Consider the following 12,853-nt stretch of genomic DNA (forward strand, 5'->3'; position numbering starts at 1 on the left):
GATGACCCGCGTAGCGACGATCCCCCTCCAGCGCACGCTTGCCAGCGGCATCGCCCGCTCGCAGGAGAACCTCGCAACCAGCCAGCTCCAGCTGAATTCCGGCAAGAAGGCTACCGACTATGCCGGGCTCGGCCTCGATGCCGTGCGGACGCTTTCAGCCCGCTCGATGTTGGCCCAGCAGGAATCCTACAAGAGCAATGCCGGCCGCGTCTCGACCACGCTGTCGCTCTACAACGCCAATCTCGACCAGGTCGATACCTCGCTTTCGGACTTGAGCAAGCAGCTTCTCGACGCCATCGGAACCGGGGATTCGCCGGGTCTCCAGGCGGCGATAGAAAGCGCCTTCGGCGACGTGCGTACCGCGCTGAACTCCGCCGAGGGCGGCATTCCGCTCTTCGCCGGATCGCAGACCTCCAGCACGCCGTTCCTGCCCAAAACGCTTCAGGACACCGTCGGGCTGAATGCCGCCGATGCCTTTACCAACGACAGCGTGCGCCAGTCGACCCGCGTCGGCGAGAACATCGATCTTGAATACGGCATCGGTGCCAGCGAAGTCGCCAGCAATCTGGTCCCCGCCTTCCGCACGCTCGCCGAAGCGGGTCCGTTTGGCGAGAAGCTGACCGATGCGCAGAAGCAGGCCATCACCAATGCAATGGCCCAGCTCGACGTCGGCCTCAAGGACGTGCGCACGGTCAATGCCACCAACGGCCGCAACCAGAACAAGATCGATACCCTCAGCGACCGCGCGGACGACCGCATCGACCTGTTCAAGGAACTGATCGGCTCGGTGGAGGACGCCGATCTCGGCCAGGTCGCCATCGACATCACCCAGCGCAAGAGCATTCTCGAAGCGAGCTACTCGGTCTTCGCACAGCTCAATTCGATGTCGCTGGCCCAGTTCCTCAAGTAAGCCGGGTCGTCATCATGGCCTACGAAAAAGGGCGCCGGGATCGAAATCCCGGCGCCCTTTTTCTTTTTCCGCTCCGATGCAGGGTGATCAGCCTTTCGGTGCGACACTGCCCGGCGCACGCTCCAGCAGGTCGGCGAAATCGCCCGCCGGGCTGACCGAAGGCATGGCCGCCATGGCACGTGCCAGTTGCGGCCCGCTGGCCTGCGCCGGGCTACCCGCCAGCATCTCGAACACCGGCGCCGAGGGAAGCCCCTGGAAAGCGCCGGAATAGCGCGCATGGAGACTGCCAAGCGCGTCCTCGCGGCCCAGCATGGCCAGCGAGATGGCATGGCGCAGGACAACCGCCTGCCCCACCGCATCGAGCGCCCGTCCCTTGGGAAGGCCCGAGGCCGAAGCCTCGGCATAGCGCGCCCAGTCGCGCTGCTTCCACAGGATCTCGGCGCGCAGGGTGTCCGCCTCGGGCACGTCCTGAAGGACCGCCATGGCCTCGTCGATACGGCCGATCTGGCTGAGCGCCGCGGCCTCGACCCGCTTGCGCGCGGCGATCATCGCGTCCGGGAACGAGGGGTCGTCGGACTTGCGCAAGGTGTCCAGCGCCCGGTCCGGGCGTCCGGCCAGGATGAACAGCGTCGCCACCCGCGCCGAGAGCGGGCCGCGAGCGAGATCGCCCGCCCGCACGAATAGCTGGTAACTGAGAAGGTCCCCGGCCCGCTCGTAGAGGCCCGCCTGCTGGAGCCGCTCGGCCAGATGGCTGGCCATGAGGTCGCCCTCCGCCCCGCCCGGCGCGATGTCGCGGTAGTCCCAGTAAAGCCCTGCCGCCTTGTCCAGCGGCAACTTGCGCGCGGGGTCGAGGGCCTCGGTCAGCTTTGTGCGCAGCCCCGGCAGGAAGTCCGCTCCCTGCCGCGCGACATCGTGATAGCGGAACAGCGCCGCACCTGCCGCCAGCGCGCCGGAAAGGTCGCCGCGCGCATCGTAAAGCTTGTAGGTCAGCCGCAGCGCGCGTTCCTCGATGGCGTCGCCGCGCCAGGCGTAGCGGATCGCATCGAGTCGCTTGAGCGCGGCCTCCGGGCCGACGGTATGATGGGCCACTTCGGATTCGACCTCGCTGAGCCGGGCGTCCATGCGCTGCTCGATCGTGCCCGAGCGCTCGACCCGCGCGAATCGCAGGCGTGCCTGATCGACATGGCCCTGCGCGAGTTCGGCACGGCCGCGATAGAGATTGGCTGCCGGATCGCGGTCGGGCAGCGGCGCCAGCCACTGCATCGCCTTTTCAGGCGCTCCGCCTTCGATGGCCGCGCGGGCCGCCGCCAGCACGAACGCCTTGGGACGCGGCGTGCCCAGCGCCTGGCGCGCGCAGTCCAGCTGTTGCAGGGCCTGCTCGCCCATGGCGCTCTGTGCCAGAGCGCGAAGGCGCCAGGCGCAAGCCTCCGGATTGGCGTCGAGCCCCGCCGCGCCGAGCGACGCCAGGGCATCGGGATAGCGCCCGAGCAAGGTCAGTGCCGCACCCTGGGCCAGACGGTAGGTGTCCACCATCTCAAGATCGGGATCGTCCTGCCGCATGACTTCCAGCACGCCGAAAGCTTCCGCACCGCGCTCCTGGCCGATCAGGCTGCGGGCATAGTTCCAGCGCGCCTGCTGCCGTTCGGGACGCGGAACGCGGGCGAGGCGGGTCCAGGCATCGGCCTCGGAGAGCTTGGCCCAGGCCCCTGGTCCGACGATCGCCGGTTGCTGCGCGAGATCGGCGGCGAAACCGGGCAGACGGGAGGCGGGCGGCAGGTTCAAGGCGGAAGCGGGTTTCAAAGCGGCAGGCGGTGCTTCAGGCGCCGAAACGGTCGGCGCGGCAAGCAGCGCCGCACCGGGCACGAGAGCGGCGGAGGCCAGCAGGCGAGTCAGAATCACAGCAAGGCTCCGGGATGCAGGACCGAAATCGTGAACAGGACCCCACCGAGCGCGCAACCGATCAGGAACAGCAAGGCGCCAAGCACGATCCAGATCCGGCCGCCCGACTTGCCGCCTGCCGCCGCGTCGTTCGCGGCAAGCTGGGGGGCATCGGTGCGCCGTCTTCCGGGGTTCTGCTGGTCGGGGTTGGAAGTCTGGGAATTGGCATCCGGCGTTCCGGAGGAAAATACCCTGACTCTCGCCGGGCGCCGATCGTCACTCATCTTAACCTGACTCCTGGGGTTTCGTTCTATTATAGAAGGAGAAGCCGCCGGGCGGTCCTTGCCGGGCGGGTCGATCTGGAGTCTTCGATGCCGCGTTCCGCCTTTTCCCGCCGTGCCCAACGGTTCGCAGCACTGCTTGCCGCGAGCGTCGCGGCCATGGCGACGGCCGCGCCGACGCAGGCCGAAACAAAGAATGCCGAGGGCAAGAAGGCCGATCCGATCCCGCCGCCCGATCCCTCGTTCCTGGTTATGGAGCCGATCGACGCGCCGATCGTCGACAGCGGCCGCATCGACGGGGTGCTCCATCTCTCGCTCGCGGTGAAGATGAAGTCGGCGGAGAACGCCGCCGAACTCGCCAAGCGCATGCCCGAACTGCGTGCCGCCTCGCTGGCGGCGGCGATCGAGTTCGCGCGGCTCCATGCCTCGCCTTATGCGCCGGTCAACGTCGCCCGACTCTCGGCGATGATGGCGCCGCCGATCAAGCAGCTCGACACAGGGGTCGAGAAAGTCCTGATCGTGCAGGTGTCCGCCAACGAAGGGTGAAACCGAACCTTCGATAGGAAACACGAAAAAGCCCCCATCCGGATCGGACGGGGGCTTTTTCGTGTTCACCCTTAACCGGACTACTGGGCAGGTGCTGCAGCAGGTTGCCCCGGCTTTCCGGCCACGGGCTTCCCTGCGGCAGGATTCCCGGCAACGGCAAGGGCCTGCGGCTTGCCCCGCTTGGGCTGCGGCGCGGGAGCCGGCGGCGGCGCCTTGACGACCTTGCGGCCCGCCAGCGCCATCGACAGTTCGACGGCGGAACTGGGCGTCATATAGGCCATGATCTGCGCCGTCGCCCGCTCGCGCATGCGGCGCGCGACCTGGGTCTGCACCTCGATATCGAGCTTCTCGAAGATCGGCGCGGCGCGCTGGGGCTTCATCGTCTGATAGATGCGCGCAAGATTGTCGTAGGGCACTTCCGGCTCGGCGGCGTTCTTGCCAGCCGGCGGTGCGGCGGGATCGGCCTGGTTCTGCTGGGCCTGTCCCGCCAGACGCGCTTCGCTCGCCTTGACCGCCTGCTCGCGCATGTCGAGCTTGCGGCGCTCGGCAGCCATGGTGCGATCGCGCTGGGCGCTGGCGTCTTGGAGCGAGGCGCCGAGGCGACCGGAATCGCCCTTCACGGTGGTGACCGGCGGGGCCGCAAGCGCGATGGCATTGGCCACCGCCGCCACCCCGGCCACCCCCAGGATCAGCCGCGTCGGCGTCACCAGGTTGCGGAGCGGCGCCAGCACGGCACCGATGCGCCCGCCAGCTTGTGAAGGGGCCTCGGGGGTTATCATGCAACCGCGCTTTCACGCGAGGCGCGGGCGGCGGCAATGCTCACCACGCCACTGTCGGCACGCACGATGTCGTTGGTGGCAGCCGGAACCGCAACCTTGCGGCGCGAGCGGGTGCGGGCCGGAGCGGCCTTCTTCTCGGCTTCGAGAATGCCCGCGACGACGGTCTCGGCATCGGTGGACTTGGGCGCCGCTTTCGGCTTGGTCGTGCGCGGCTTGCGCACGGCGCGCTTCTTCGGTGCCTTTTCCTCGGCCTTGGGCGTCTGGGCGGCGGCTTCCATGATGCGATCGGCGACGGCATTGCCGATGCCCACCATCAGGGTCAGTTCGTCGCGGATTTCCTCGGCGGCGGCGATGGAGGTCTGCTGCGCGGCGCCGTCGGTCGCCAGCACGCGCTTGAGATCGCCGAGCACGACGCGGGCCTGGCCCGTCGCCCGTTCGATCTGGGCGACGCTGTCGGACAACTGGGTGTCGCGCAAGGTGCGCAGGCGGCGGCTCATCCGCGCGCTCTGCACGAGCACGGAGACGCAGAGCAGGATCAGCACGACATTGATCGTTGTGGCGAAGGTCATTTCGGATACCCCTTGGAAATGTCAGTGGCCATGCGGATGGCGATATTGCTCGAACGCTGGCCGATATGCGCGCGACCCAGCGGCACACCGCCGCACTGGACCTGAAGCGCATCGTTCGGGCTGTGGCTGAGGGCGATCGTCTGCCCGACCTTGAGAGTCATCACGTCGCGCAGGCTCATGAGCTTTTCGCCGAGCACGACATCCACGGTGACTTCGGTATTGGTGAGTTCACGGGCCATGTGCGCGGCCCAGATGCGGTCGCGGCCGAGCTTTTCGCCCATGAAGCGTTGCAGCAGCTTGTCGCGCACCGGCTCGATCGTCGCATAGGGCAGGAGGACGGAGAACTTGCCCCCGCGCCCTTCCATGTCGACGCGGAAGGTGGCGACCGCCGCGATATTGCTGGGACCGGCGATGGCGGCGAAGCGCGGACTCGATTCCATGCGCTCGACCACCATGGTCACCGGCTCGATCGCCTCGAAGGCGGCCGAAAGATCGTCGAGCGCAAGCTGCACCATCTTGGAGACGAGCATCGTCTCGATCGTGGTGAAGGCCCGGCCCTCGACCCGCATCGGGCGCGAACCCTTGCGGCCGCCGAGCAGGGCATCGACGACCGCATAGATCAGGCCGGAATCGACCGTGACGACGCCGTAGTTCTCCCACTCGGTAACCTGGAACACGCCGAACATCGCCGGCAGTGCCACACGGTTCATGAACTCGCCGAAGCGGGTCGAGTTGATCTCTTCCAGTGTGACGTCGATCGCGTCCGAGGTGAGGTTGCGCATGCTGGTGGCGAAGGAGCGCACCATGCGTTCGCAGACCACTTCCAGCATGGGCAGCCGCTCGTGGCTGATCACGTTGGACTCGATCATCGCCTTCAGCCCGCTCTTGGGCTGGATCGGCATGTCGCTGTCGAACCCGAACAGCGCATCGATGCTGTCCTGGTCGAACATGTCGTCGTTGATCGCGCCCATCTTGGGCGGATCGGGGAGGATGAAGTCGTCGAAATCGTCGCTCATTGCTGGACGAGGTCCTGGATCAGCACGTCCTTGACCATGCCCGCGCCCAGCGCCTGGGTCGCGCGCGTCATCATCTCTTCCTTGATGCGGAACACCGCCGCCGATCCGTTGAGATCGTCGGGCCGCAGTTCGCGCAGGAAGGGTTGGAGCGCGTCGAGGACGACCGGCAGCTTGTCCTTGACCTTGTCGGCCTTGCCGTTCGCCGCGACGATGATGAAGCGCAGCTTCAGGAAGCGCGCCTGGCTGTCGCCGCCGCGCAAATTCACGATCATCGCCGGAACTTCGATATAGGATGATTTGTCACCACCCTCGGCCCCACCCTCGGCTGCCCCTTCGGCCACGGCCTCATGCTCGCCGCCGCTCATGAACCACCAGGCCCCGCCGCCGCCCGCGAGCAGCGCCAGGACCGCGGCCCCACCGATAACCAGCATTTTCTTGCCGGGCTTCTTGGGCTCCGGAACATCGACCGCCGTAATGTCGATCACGTCGTCGCTGGACACTTTCATCCCCTTGGCTCGTGGGATGCACCCCCTTCATGGAAAAGGTACCGGCGCATCCGCTTTCGCGATTTCGCCTCTATTATAGGAAAGCTGAGCGGCAAAATCTGCCTAGCGCCGAATATCTGGAACTTTTTCGCAAGGTGCCCGAATGGACGTCTCTTCCTTCGTACTGCTGAGCCACGAACAGGCCCTGCGCCGTCAGCTCGACATCACCGCCAACAACATGGCGAACACCAGTACCGTGGGGTACAAGCGCGAGCAGGCGCTGTTCCACGAATATGTCGAGACGGTGAAGGACGCGCCCGTGGAGGATGCCCGCAAGACATCCTTCGTGCTGGACTTCGGCGCCGTGCACGATGCCTCGCAGGGCGCCTTCCAGTCGACCGGCAATGCGCTCGACGTGATGATCGACGGCCCCGGCTACCTCAATGTCGAGACGCCCGAGGGCGGCGTCGCCTATACGCGCGCGGGCTTCGTGAAGATCCTGAGCACCGGCGAACTGGCCACGTCCGGCGGCCAGCGCCTGCTCGACCCGAACGGCCAGCCGATTACCATTCCTACCGACCTCAAGAATCGGGTTTCCATCACCGAGGACGGCACGATCATGGCCGGTGACGGACCGGTCGGCCGCCTCGCGGTAACCGACTTCGCCGACGAGAACATGCTGGAGCCGCGCGGCGATGGGATGCTGACCGGCACCAATGGCCGCATGCTCGGCCAGGCGCAGACCAAGCTCAAGACCGGCGGGGTCGAGGCCTCCAACGTCGAGCCGATCACCGAGACCACCCACATGGTCGAGATCCTGCGCTCCTACCAGACCAGCCAGCGCCTTTCATCCGACCTCAACGACATGCGCAAACGCGCGATCGACCGGCTGAGCAAGCTGGGCTGATCGCTTTTCGTCTCTCCTCCATTCTCAAGAAGGAACCGCTATGCGTTCGCTCTCCATCGCCTCGACGGGCATGCTTGCCCAGCAGACCAATGTCGATGTCATCTCGAACAACATCGCCAACATGAACACCACCGCGTTCAAGCGCCAGCGCGCGGAATTCCAGGACCTGCTCTACCAGCAGGTCTCGCGTCCCGGCGCCAACACCAGCGACAACGGCACCAAGGTCCCGACCGGCATCCAGATCGGCGCTGGTGTCCGCACCGGCGGCGTCTATCGGATCACCGAACAGGGCGCGCTGACCAATACCGGCAATACCTATGACATGGCGATCGACGGCCCCGGCTACTTCCAGATCACCATGCCTACCGGCGACATCGCCTATACCCGCGCCGGTTCGTTCCAGCTTTCGGACCAGGGCGAACTCGTCACTACCGACGGTTACCTCGTCCAGCCCAACATCACGATCCCGCAGGGCGCGCTGGACGTCACCATCTCGAAGTCCGGCGAAGTCCAGGTGAAGACCGCCGGTCAGGCCGAGATGCAGACCGTCGGCCAGCTCGAACTCGCCACGTTCGTCAACGAAGCGGGTCTCGAAGCGATCGGCTCGAACCTGTTCCTCGAAACCGGCGCCTCGGGCCAGCCCACCGTCTCGACGCCGGGCCAGCCCGCGTTCGGCACGCTGAGCCAGGGCTTTGTCGAGGCCTCGAACGTCAATCCCGTCTCGGAAATCACCTCGCTCATCACCGCCCAGCGCGCCTACGAGATGAACAGCCGCGTGCTCAAGACGGCGGACGAGATGCTCCAGACCTCGACGCAGATCAGCTAAGGCCATGCTCACCGCACTCCTTCTCGCCCCTGCGCTCGCAGCCGCCCCGGCCATGCCGTCCGGCGAGCCTGCGCCGGTTCTCGCCCGCACCGTCGAACGCGGCGAAGTCCTCACCCAGTCGGACTTCGTCACCGCGCCGGTCTTCCCGGCGATCGCGCGCAATGCGCTGAGCCCGGCCGAGGCGGCGGGACAGGAGGCGGTGCGCCGCCTCAATGCGGGCGCCCCCGTGCGCTCGACCGACCTCGCCCCGCCCCGCCTCGTGCGGCGCGGCGAGGCGGTAACGATCTCGCTGATCTCCGGCGCGCTCAAGATCACCTCGGCCGGACGCGCGCTCAGCGACGGCGGCAAGGGACAGCAGGTGCGGGTGCTCAATCTCGCCACCAACCGCACGCTCGATGCCGTGGCCATGGGCTCGGGAGACGTGCGGATCACCGCACAGTAGGGAGAACCGGCCGTGACCAACCGTTTCGCACCTTTCGTTTCCGTGCTCCTCGCCGCCAGCCTGCTCTCGGGCTGCGGCGCGGTCGGCCGGCTCAAGAACGTCGGCAAGCCGCCGAAGATGTCCGTGGCGGAAGACCCGGTCGCGCCGCGGCTCGAACCCTCGCTCGGCAACCACTCGGTGGATGATCGGGCGCTCGCCGGCGGCGGCAGGACTCCGGAGGAAGGGCGCGGCGCCTCGCTGTTCCGCACCGGCGGCGGCGCCTTCTTCCGCGATCAGCGCGCCTCGCGCGTCGGCGATATCGTGACGATCCGCATCAACATCGCCGACAATGCCCAGGTCGCCAACTCGACCACCCGCACCCGCAACGGCAGCGAGAGCGGCGGCATTGCCGCCCTGCTGGGCCTGGAAAGCCAGATCCCCAAGATCCTGCCGGGCAGCCCCGATCCGGGCAACCTCGTCAGCACCGATTCCAAGTCGAGCGCGACGGGCGTGGGCAACACCACCCGCAGCGAACAGATCAACATGACGGTCGCCGCCACGGTCATCGGCGTGCTACCCAACGGCAATCTCCAGATCCGCGGCAAGCAGGAAGTGCGCGTCAACTACGAGCTGCGCGAACTCGTCGTCACCGGCGTGATCCGGCCCGAGGATATCGCCCGCGACAACTCGATCAAGCACTCCCAGATCGCCGAGGCACGGATCAGCTACGGCGGACGCGGCCAGCTTACCGACGCTCAGCAAGCACGGTGGGGACAACAGATCTACGACGCCCTCTTCCCGTTCTGACCGGGCGTCATCGCGAAATAAATGCACCTCTCCGGCAATTGTCGGAGGGGTGTTTCGCGTATCCTGAAGTCTACCTCTTCCTTCACAACCAAACTTTCGCCCTTGCGAGCGTAGCGAAGCAATCCATAGTCCGGCCTGCGACGCTCCGGATTGCTTCGCTACGCTCGCAATGACGAAGTCTTGTCCCGGGCAGATGGAGGATGATAAATTTTTTCTCCAAGAAAATCCGGAGACTTCTTCCCTCTTCCTAGAATGAACATGCAGCCGGAAGAACCCGCTGTGCGCATGGCGGCGCTCTCGCCATCTGGCCGCAGAACTTGGCCGGTAATCATAGAAGGAAGACGAAAATGGCGTTTTCGGTTAACACCAATGCTGGTGCAATGGCGGCTCTCCAGAGCCTGAACGCGACCAACAAGTCGATGAGCACTGTCCAGAGCCGCATCAACACCGGTCTGAACGTCGCTTCGACCAAGGACGATTCGGCGAAGTACACGGTTGCTCAGACGCTTCGCGGCGACCTCGGCAAGCTGAGCGCGGTCACTTCCTCGCTCAACAACGCCAAGAGCGTCACGGACGTCGCCGTCGCCGGTGCCGAACAGATCTCCGACATCGTCAACCAGATGAAGTCGAAGACTCTCGAAGCCACCGATGCCGGTCTCGACAAGGAAAGCCGCAAGGCGATCACCAAGGACCTCTCTGCTCTGAAGAAGCAGATCGGGACGATCATCGACGGTTCGGACTTCAACGGCACGAACCTGCTGAAGGACACCGCCACTGCCACTGTCGACGGCAAGGTCAGCGCCCTGCAGTCGATCACGAGCGGTGCGGCCACCCTGTCGGTTGCCAACCAGGGCTTCACCGCCAAGGCAACCACGGCGTTCGGCGCATGGAGCGGTACCCCCGATGATGCCCTGATCACCGCCATCGACGGTGCAGATGCCGATACTTCGGTGACCGCTGCCAAGACGTTCGCCACCGGTCTCGACACCTTCTTCGGCCAGGTCAAGGACAGCCTGAGCGAAATGGGTGCGGCTTCGCGCCAGATCGACGGCCAGCTGTCGTTCAACAGCAAGCTGACCGACGTGGTCACCAGCGGCGTGGGCAACCTCGTCGACGCTGACCTCGCCAAGGAATCGGCGAAGCTTCAGGCCCTTCAGGTCCAGCAGCAGCTGGGCGTGCAGGCTCTGTCGATCGCCAACCAGGCGCCGCAGACGATCCTGTCGCTCTTCCGTTAATCGGAAGATCGATGGTCTCCCGGTTCACCGGGAGACAGGTCGTCTGGAAGGCCGGGATGGTTCGCCATCCCGGCCTTCTGTCGTTTGGCAGACCATAAAAACGGGGTGGGGCCGAAAGCGCGAAGGACCAGCCTTCCTGAAATCGGCAGAAGCGACGCGGGCGCAGCCGCACGGTGCGCGGCAGGGCGTCGAAACGCCCGTATTTACGGGCATTCGAGACCGGCGATTCACCGTCCGAACTATAATGAAAATGGCGCGCCCATGGCGGGGCCGACCCCCCAAGCAGGAACTGGAATACAAATGCTTGATTTTCTGAATAATTGGCGGTTGCCCAAGAAATTATGGGCGGCCTTTTCGATCATCAACGTGATGATTTTCGTCGTCGGGCTCAACGGCTTCCTGTCCACGCAGGAACTGAAGTCGGTTGCCGAGGCGCATGTGTCGCGCGGAATGGCGGGAATGTCCGGGCTCACCGACGTCATCAGCAACGTCAAGGAGCTGCGGATCATCGTCTACAGCTACTACAATGCCGCCAGCCCCGGCGACGCCCAGAGCCTGCGCGAGCGCCTCAAAACCGGCGACGATGACCTGCTCAAGTCGGTGGACGCCTACAAGGTGATCGGTGACGAGGCCTTCGGCCCGGAAGTCGCCGAACTGCGGACCCGCGCCGTCGCCCTGACCCAGGTGAACGACCGCATCTTCGCACTGCGCACCGCAGGCGATTTCGACGGCGCCATGGCGATGATCAAGAGCGAGGGCAAGAAAGCCTCGCACGACATGATCGAGCAGACCGACAAGCTGATCGAACTGACCCGCCAGCGCGTTGCCGCCAAGGCCGATGACGGCGCAGCAGCAGCCCGCATCGCCACGATTCTCTGCGTGACGCTGGCGCTCGGCGCCATGGCGCTGATCGTGTTCATCTGGCTGCTCATCAACCGCTCGGTCGCTGCGCCGATGAGCCGCATCGCCCATGTCACCACGGATCTGGCCGAAGGCGGCAAGGTGGACGTGCCCTACCGCGAGCGCGGCGACGAGATCGGCGAGATCGCCCAGGCCGTCGAGCAGTTCCGCGTCGCCGCCGCCGCCCGCGCCGAGATCGATGCCCGCCATGCGCGTGAACAGGAAGTCGTCACCGCGACCCTGCGCACCAGCCTTCAGGCGATCAGCGAGGGCGACCTCACCCAGAACATCACCGCCGAGTTCCCGCCTGCCTACGGCGAACTCAAGAGCAACTTCAACATGGCGGTCGGCGCCCTGCGCGACCTGATCGGTGCGGTCGCCGAAAGCGCCGTCGCCATCCGCACCGGCTCCAGCGAGATCGCCCAGGCTTCCGAAGACCTTGCCCGCCGTACCGAAAGCAATGCCGCCAGCCTCGAAGAGACTTCGGCCGCGATCACCCAGATGGACGAGCGCCTGCGCGTCACCGCCGCCGCCGCCGGTCGCACCGTGCAGCGCGCCGACGGCGCGATGACCGTGGTCGGTTCGGGCCGCGAGATCGCCGACGAGGCGGTCCAGGCCATGGGCCGCGTCTCCGAGAGCGCCAAGGGCATCGACTCGGTGATCGAAGGCCTCGACAAGATCGCCTTCCAGACCCGCGTCCTCGCGATGAACGCCGCCGTCGAGGCGGGCCGGGCCGGCGATGCCGGTCGCGGTTTCGCGGTCGTCGCCGATCTCGTCTCGGCGCTGGCCATGCGCTCCGAGGAAGAGGCCAAGCGCGCCCGCGAGCAGCTCACCGCCACCCAGACCGACATCGGTACGGCAGTGGAAGCCGTGCAGCGCGTCGACGGCGCCTTGCAGAACATCTCGGGCGACGTGACCGAAGTGCACACGCTGCTCCGCGATATCGCGGGCGACAACCAGGCCCAGTCCTCGACGATCACCGAGATCAGCGCGACGATCGGCACGATGGATCAGGCGACCCAGCAGAACGCCGCGATGGTCGAGGAAACCTCGGCCGCCGCACGCAACCTCAACAGCGAAGTGACCGCCCTGTCCGACCGCGCCGCCATGTTCCGCACCGGCAACGAAGGCCTGCGCGGTTCGATCTCACGTCCTGCCCCGCGTCCGGCTTCAGTTCCCGCTGCCGCCGCGTTCGCCCCGGCGGAACCGGCCCCGGTCCGCAAGCCGATGAAGGCACTCACCACCGCCGACGACTGGATGGACTTCTAAGTCCTTCCGCCAAGGCCAGACGGA

Annotated in this window: 14 protein-coding genes; 8 read left to right on the plus strand and 6 right to left on the minus strand. The window is 66.1% G+C overall.

The genetic code is table 11. The annotated features are described in order from the left end of the window. Window position 1: 1 nt before the first annotated feature. Entirely contained in the window at window positions 2-910 is a 909-nt protein-coding gene (locus tag AC4D6D_RS14705) for a flagellin (RefSeq protein WP_491325873.1), read from the plus strand. A gap of 87 nt (window positions 911-997) precedes the next feature. Here AC4D6D_RS14705 and AC4D6D_RS14710 read toward each other — a convergent pair whose 3' ends face one another. Together AC4D6D_RS14710 and AC4D6D_RS14715 are read right to left on the minus strand one after the other, a co-directional pair. Further along, on the minus strand, window positions 998-2,809 hold the full coding sequence (locus AC4D6D_RS14710; RefSeq protein ID WP_491325874.1) for a hypothetical protein: 1,812 nt from the start codon (window positions 2,807-2,809) through the stop codon (window positions 998-1,000). Then, window positions 2,806-3,072, minus strand: a complete 267-nt coding sequence (locus AC4D6D_RS14715; protein WP_491325875.1) for a hypothetical protein — start codon at window positions 3,070-3,072, stop codon at window positions 2,806-2,808. The genes AC4D6D_RS14710 and AC4D6D_RS14715 overlap by 4 nt, the downstream gene beginning before the upstream one ends. Before the next feature lie 87 nt (window positions 3,073-3,159). Here AC4D6D_RS14715 and AC4D6D_RS14720 point away from each other — a divergent pair, with 87 nt between their 5' ends. Further along, on the plus strand, window positions 3,160-3,615 hold the full coding sequence (locus tag AC4D6D_RS14720; protein ID WP_147219578.1) for a flagellar basal body-associated FliL family protein: 456 nt from the start codon (window positions 3,160-3,162) through the stop codon (window positions 3,613-3,615). 80 nt (window positions 3,616-3,695) lie between these two features. On the opposite strand, the gene AC4D6D_RS14725 is transcribed toward AC4D6D_RS14720, so the two are convergent. From AC4D6D_RS14725 to AC4D6D_RS14740, 4 genes are read right to left on the minus strand one after another with little or no spacing between them, the layout of a single operon-like run. Beyond that, window positions 3,696-4,394: a MotE family protein gene (locus AC4D6D_RS14725; protein WP_491325876.1), complete on the minus strand. Its 699-nt coding sequence runs from the start codon at window positions 4,392-4,394 to the stop codon at window positions 3,696-3,698. After that, window positions 4,391-4,963 (minus strand): DUF6468 domain-containing protein, encoded by a 573-nt coding sequence (locus AC4D6D_RS14730; RefSeq protein WP_147219576.1) that lies wholly within the window; start codon window positions 4,961-4,963, stop codon window positions 4,391-4,393. The genes AC4D6D_RS14725 and AC4D6D_RS14730 overlap by 4 nt, the downstream gene beginning before the upstream one ends. Then, the gene (gene fliM, locus AC4D6D_RS14735; protein WP_147219575.1) at window positions 4,960-5,979 is read right to left on the minus strand and encodes a flagellar motor switch protein FliM; all 1,020 of its coding nucleotides are present in this window, start codon (window positions 5,977-5,979) and stop codon (window positions 4,960-4,962) included. The genes AC4D6D_RS14730 and fliM overlap by 4 nt, the downstream gene beginning before the upstream one ends. Then, window positions 5,976-6,485 carry a flagellar basal body-associated FliL family protein gene (locus tag AC4D6D_RS14740; protein WP_491325877.1) on the minus strand — a complete coding sequence of 170 codons (510 nt, stop codon included), beginning with the start codon at window positions 6,483-6,485 and terminating at the stop codon, window positions 5,976-5,978. Before AC4D6D_RS14740 ends, fliM begins: the two co-directional genes overlap by 4 nt. Before the next feature lie 142 nt (window positions 6,486-6,627). Between AC4D6D_RS14740 and AC4D6D_RS14745 the strand changes: the two genes are divergently transcribed. The 6 genes from AC4D6D_RS14745 (at window position 6,628) to AC4D6D_RS14770 (ending at window position 12,829) form a co-directional block, all read left to right on the plus strand. Continuing rightward, the gene (locus tag AC4D6D_RS14745; RefSeq protein ID WP_147219573.1) at window positions 6,628-7,371 is read left to right on the plus strand and encodes a flagellar hook-basal body complex protein; all 744 of its coding nucleotides are present in this window, start codon (window positions 6,628-6,630) and stop codon (window positions 7,369-7,371) included. Between the two features lie 40 nt (window positions 7,372-7,411). Next, on the plus strand, window positions 7,412-8,197 hold the full coding sequence (flgG, locus tag AC4D6D_RS14750; RefSeq protein ID WP_491325878.1) for a flagellar basal-body rod protein FlgG: 786 nt from the start codon (window positions 7,412-7,414) through the stop codon (window positions 8,195-8,197). Window positions 8,198-8,201: 4 nt separating this feature from the next. Beyond that, a complete protein-coding gene (gene flgA / locus AC4D6D_RS14755) occupies window positions 8,202-8,639 on the plus strand; it encodes a flagellar basal body P-ring formation chaperone FlgA (protein ID WP_147219571.1) in 438 nt (145 codons plus the stop codon). Window positions 8,640-8,651: 12 nt separating this feature from the next. Beyond that, complete coding sequence (gene flgH / locus AC4D6D_RS14760) at window positions 8,652-9,425, plus strand: flagellar basal body L-ring protein FlgH (protein ID WP_491325879.1); 774 nt, start codon at window positions 8,652-8,654, stop codon at window positions 9,423-9,425. 347 nt (window positions 9,426-9,772) lie between these two features. Then, window positions 9,773-10,660 (plus strand): flagellin, encoded by an 888-nt coding sequence (locus AC4D6D_RS14765; RefSeq protein WP_491325880.1) that lies wholly within the window; start codon window positions 9,773-9,775, stop codon window positions 10,658-10,660. 300 nt (window positions 10,661-10,960) lie between these two features. Further along, window positions 10,961-12,829 carry a methyl-accepting chemotaxis protein gene (locus AC4D6D_RS14770; protein ID WP_491325881.1) on the plus strand — a complete coding sequence of 623 codons (1,869 nt, stop codon included), beginning with the start codon at window positions 10,961-10,963 and terminating at the stop codon, window positions 12,827-12,829. Window positions 12,830-12,853: the final 24 nt, after the last annotated feature.

Source organism: Novosphingobium sp. BF6 (assembly GCF_058273105.1).

What these genes read in the sequence shown, in the direction of transcription:
- AC4D6D_RS14765 (WP_491325880.1), top strand. Translation starts at nt 9,773, where the DNA reads ATGGCGTTTTCGGTTAACACCAATGCTGGTGCAATGGCGGCTCTCCAG.
- AC4D6D_RS14715 (WP_491325875.1), bottom strand. Translation starts at nt 3,072, where the DNA reads ATGAGTGACGATCGGCGCCCGGCGAGAGTCAGGGTATTTTCCTCCGGA.
- AC4D6D_RS14725 (WP_491325876.1), bottom strand. Translation starts at nt 4,394, where the DNA reads ATGATAACCCCCGAGGCCCCTTCACAAGCTGGCGGGCGCATCGGTGCC.
- AC4D6D_RS14705 (WP_491325873.1), top strand. Translation starts at nt 2, where the DNA reads ATGACCCGCGTAGCGACGATCCCCCTCCAGCGCACGCTTGCCAGCGGC.
- flgG (WP_491325878.1), top strand. Translation starts at nt 7,412, where the DNA reads ATGCGTTCGCTCTCCATCGCCTCGACGGGCATGCTTGCCCAGCAGACC.
- AC4D6D_RS14770 (WP_491325881.1), top strand. Translation starts at nt 10,961, where the DNA reads ATGCTTGATTTTCTGAATAATTGGCGGTTGCCCAAGAAATTATGGGCG.
- AC4D6D_RS14720 (WP_147219578.1), top strand. Translation starts at nt 3,160, where the DNA reads ATGCCGCGTTCCGCCTTTTCCCGCCGTGCCCAACGGTTCGCAGCACTG.
- flgA (WP_147219571.1), top strand. Translation starts at nt 8,202, where the DNA reads ATGCTCACCGCACTCCTTCTCGCCCCTGCGCTCGCAGCCGCCCCGGCC.
- AC4D6D_RS14745 (WP_147219573.1), top strand. Translation starts at nt 6,628, where the DNA reads ATGGACGTCTCTTCCTTCGTACTGCTGAGCCACGAACAGGCCCTGCGC.
- AC4D6D_RS14730 (WP_147219576.1), bottom strand. Translation starts at nt 4,963, where the DNA reads ATGACCTTCGCCACAACGATCAATGTCGTGCTGATCCTGCTCTGCGTC.
- AC4D6D_RS14740 (WP_491325877.1), bottom strand. Translation starts at nt 6,485, where the DNA reads ATGAAAGTGTCCAGCGACGACGTGATCGACATTACGGCGGTCGATGTT.
- fliM (WP_147219575.1), bottom strand. Translation starts at nt 5,979, where the DNA reads ATGAGCGACGATTTCGACGACTTCATCCTCCCCGATCCGCCCAAGATG.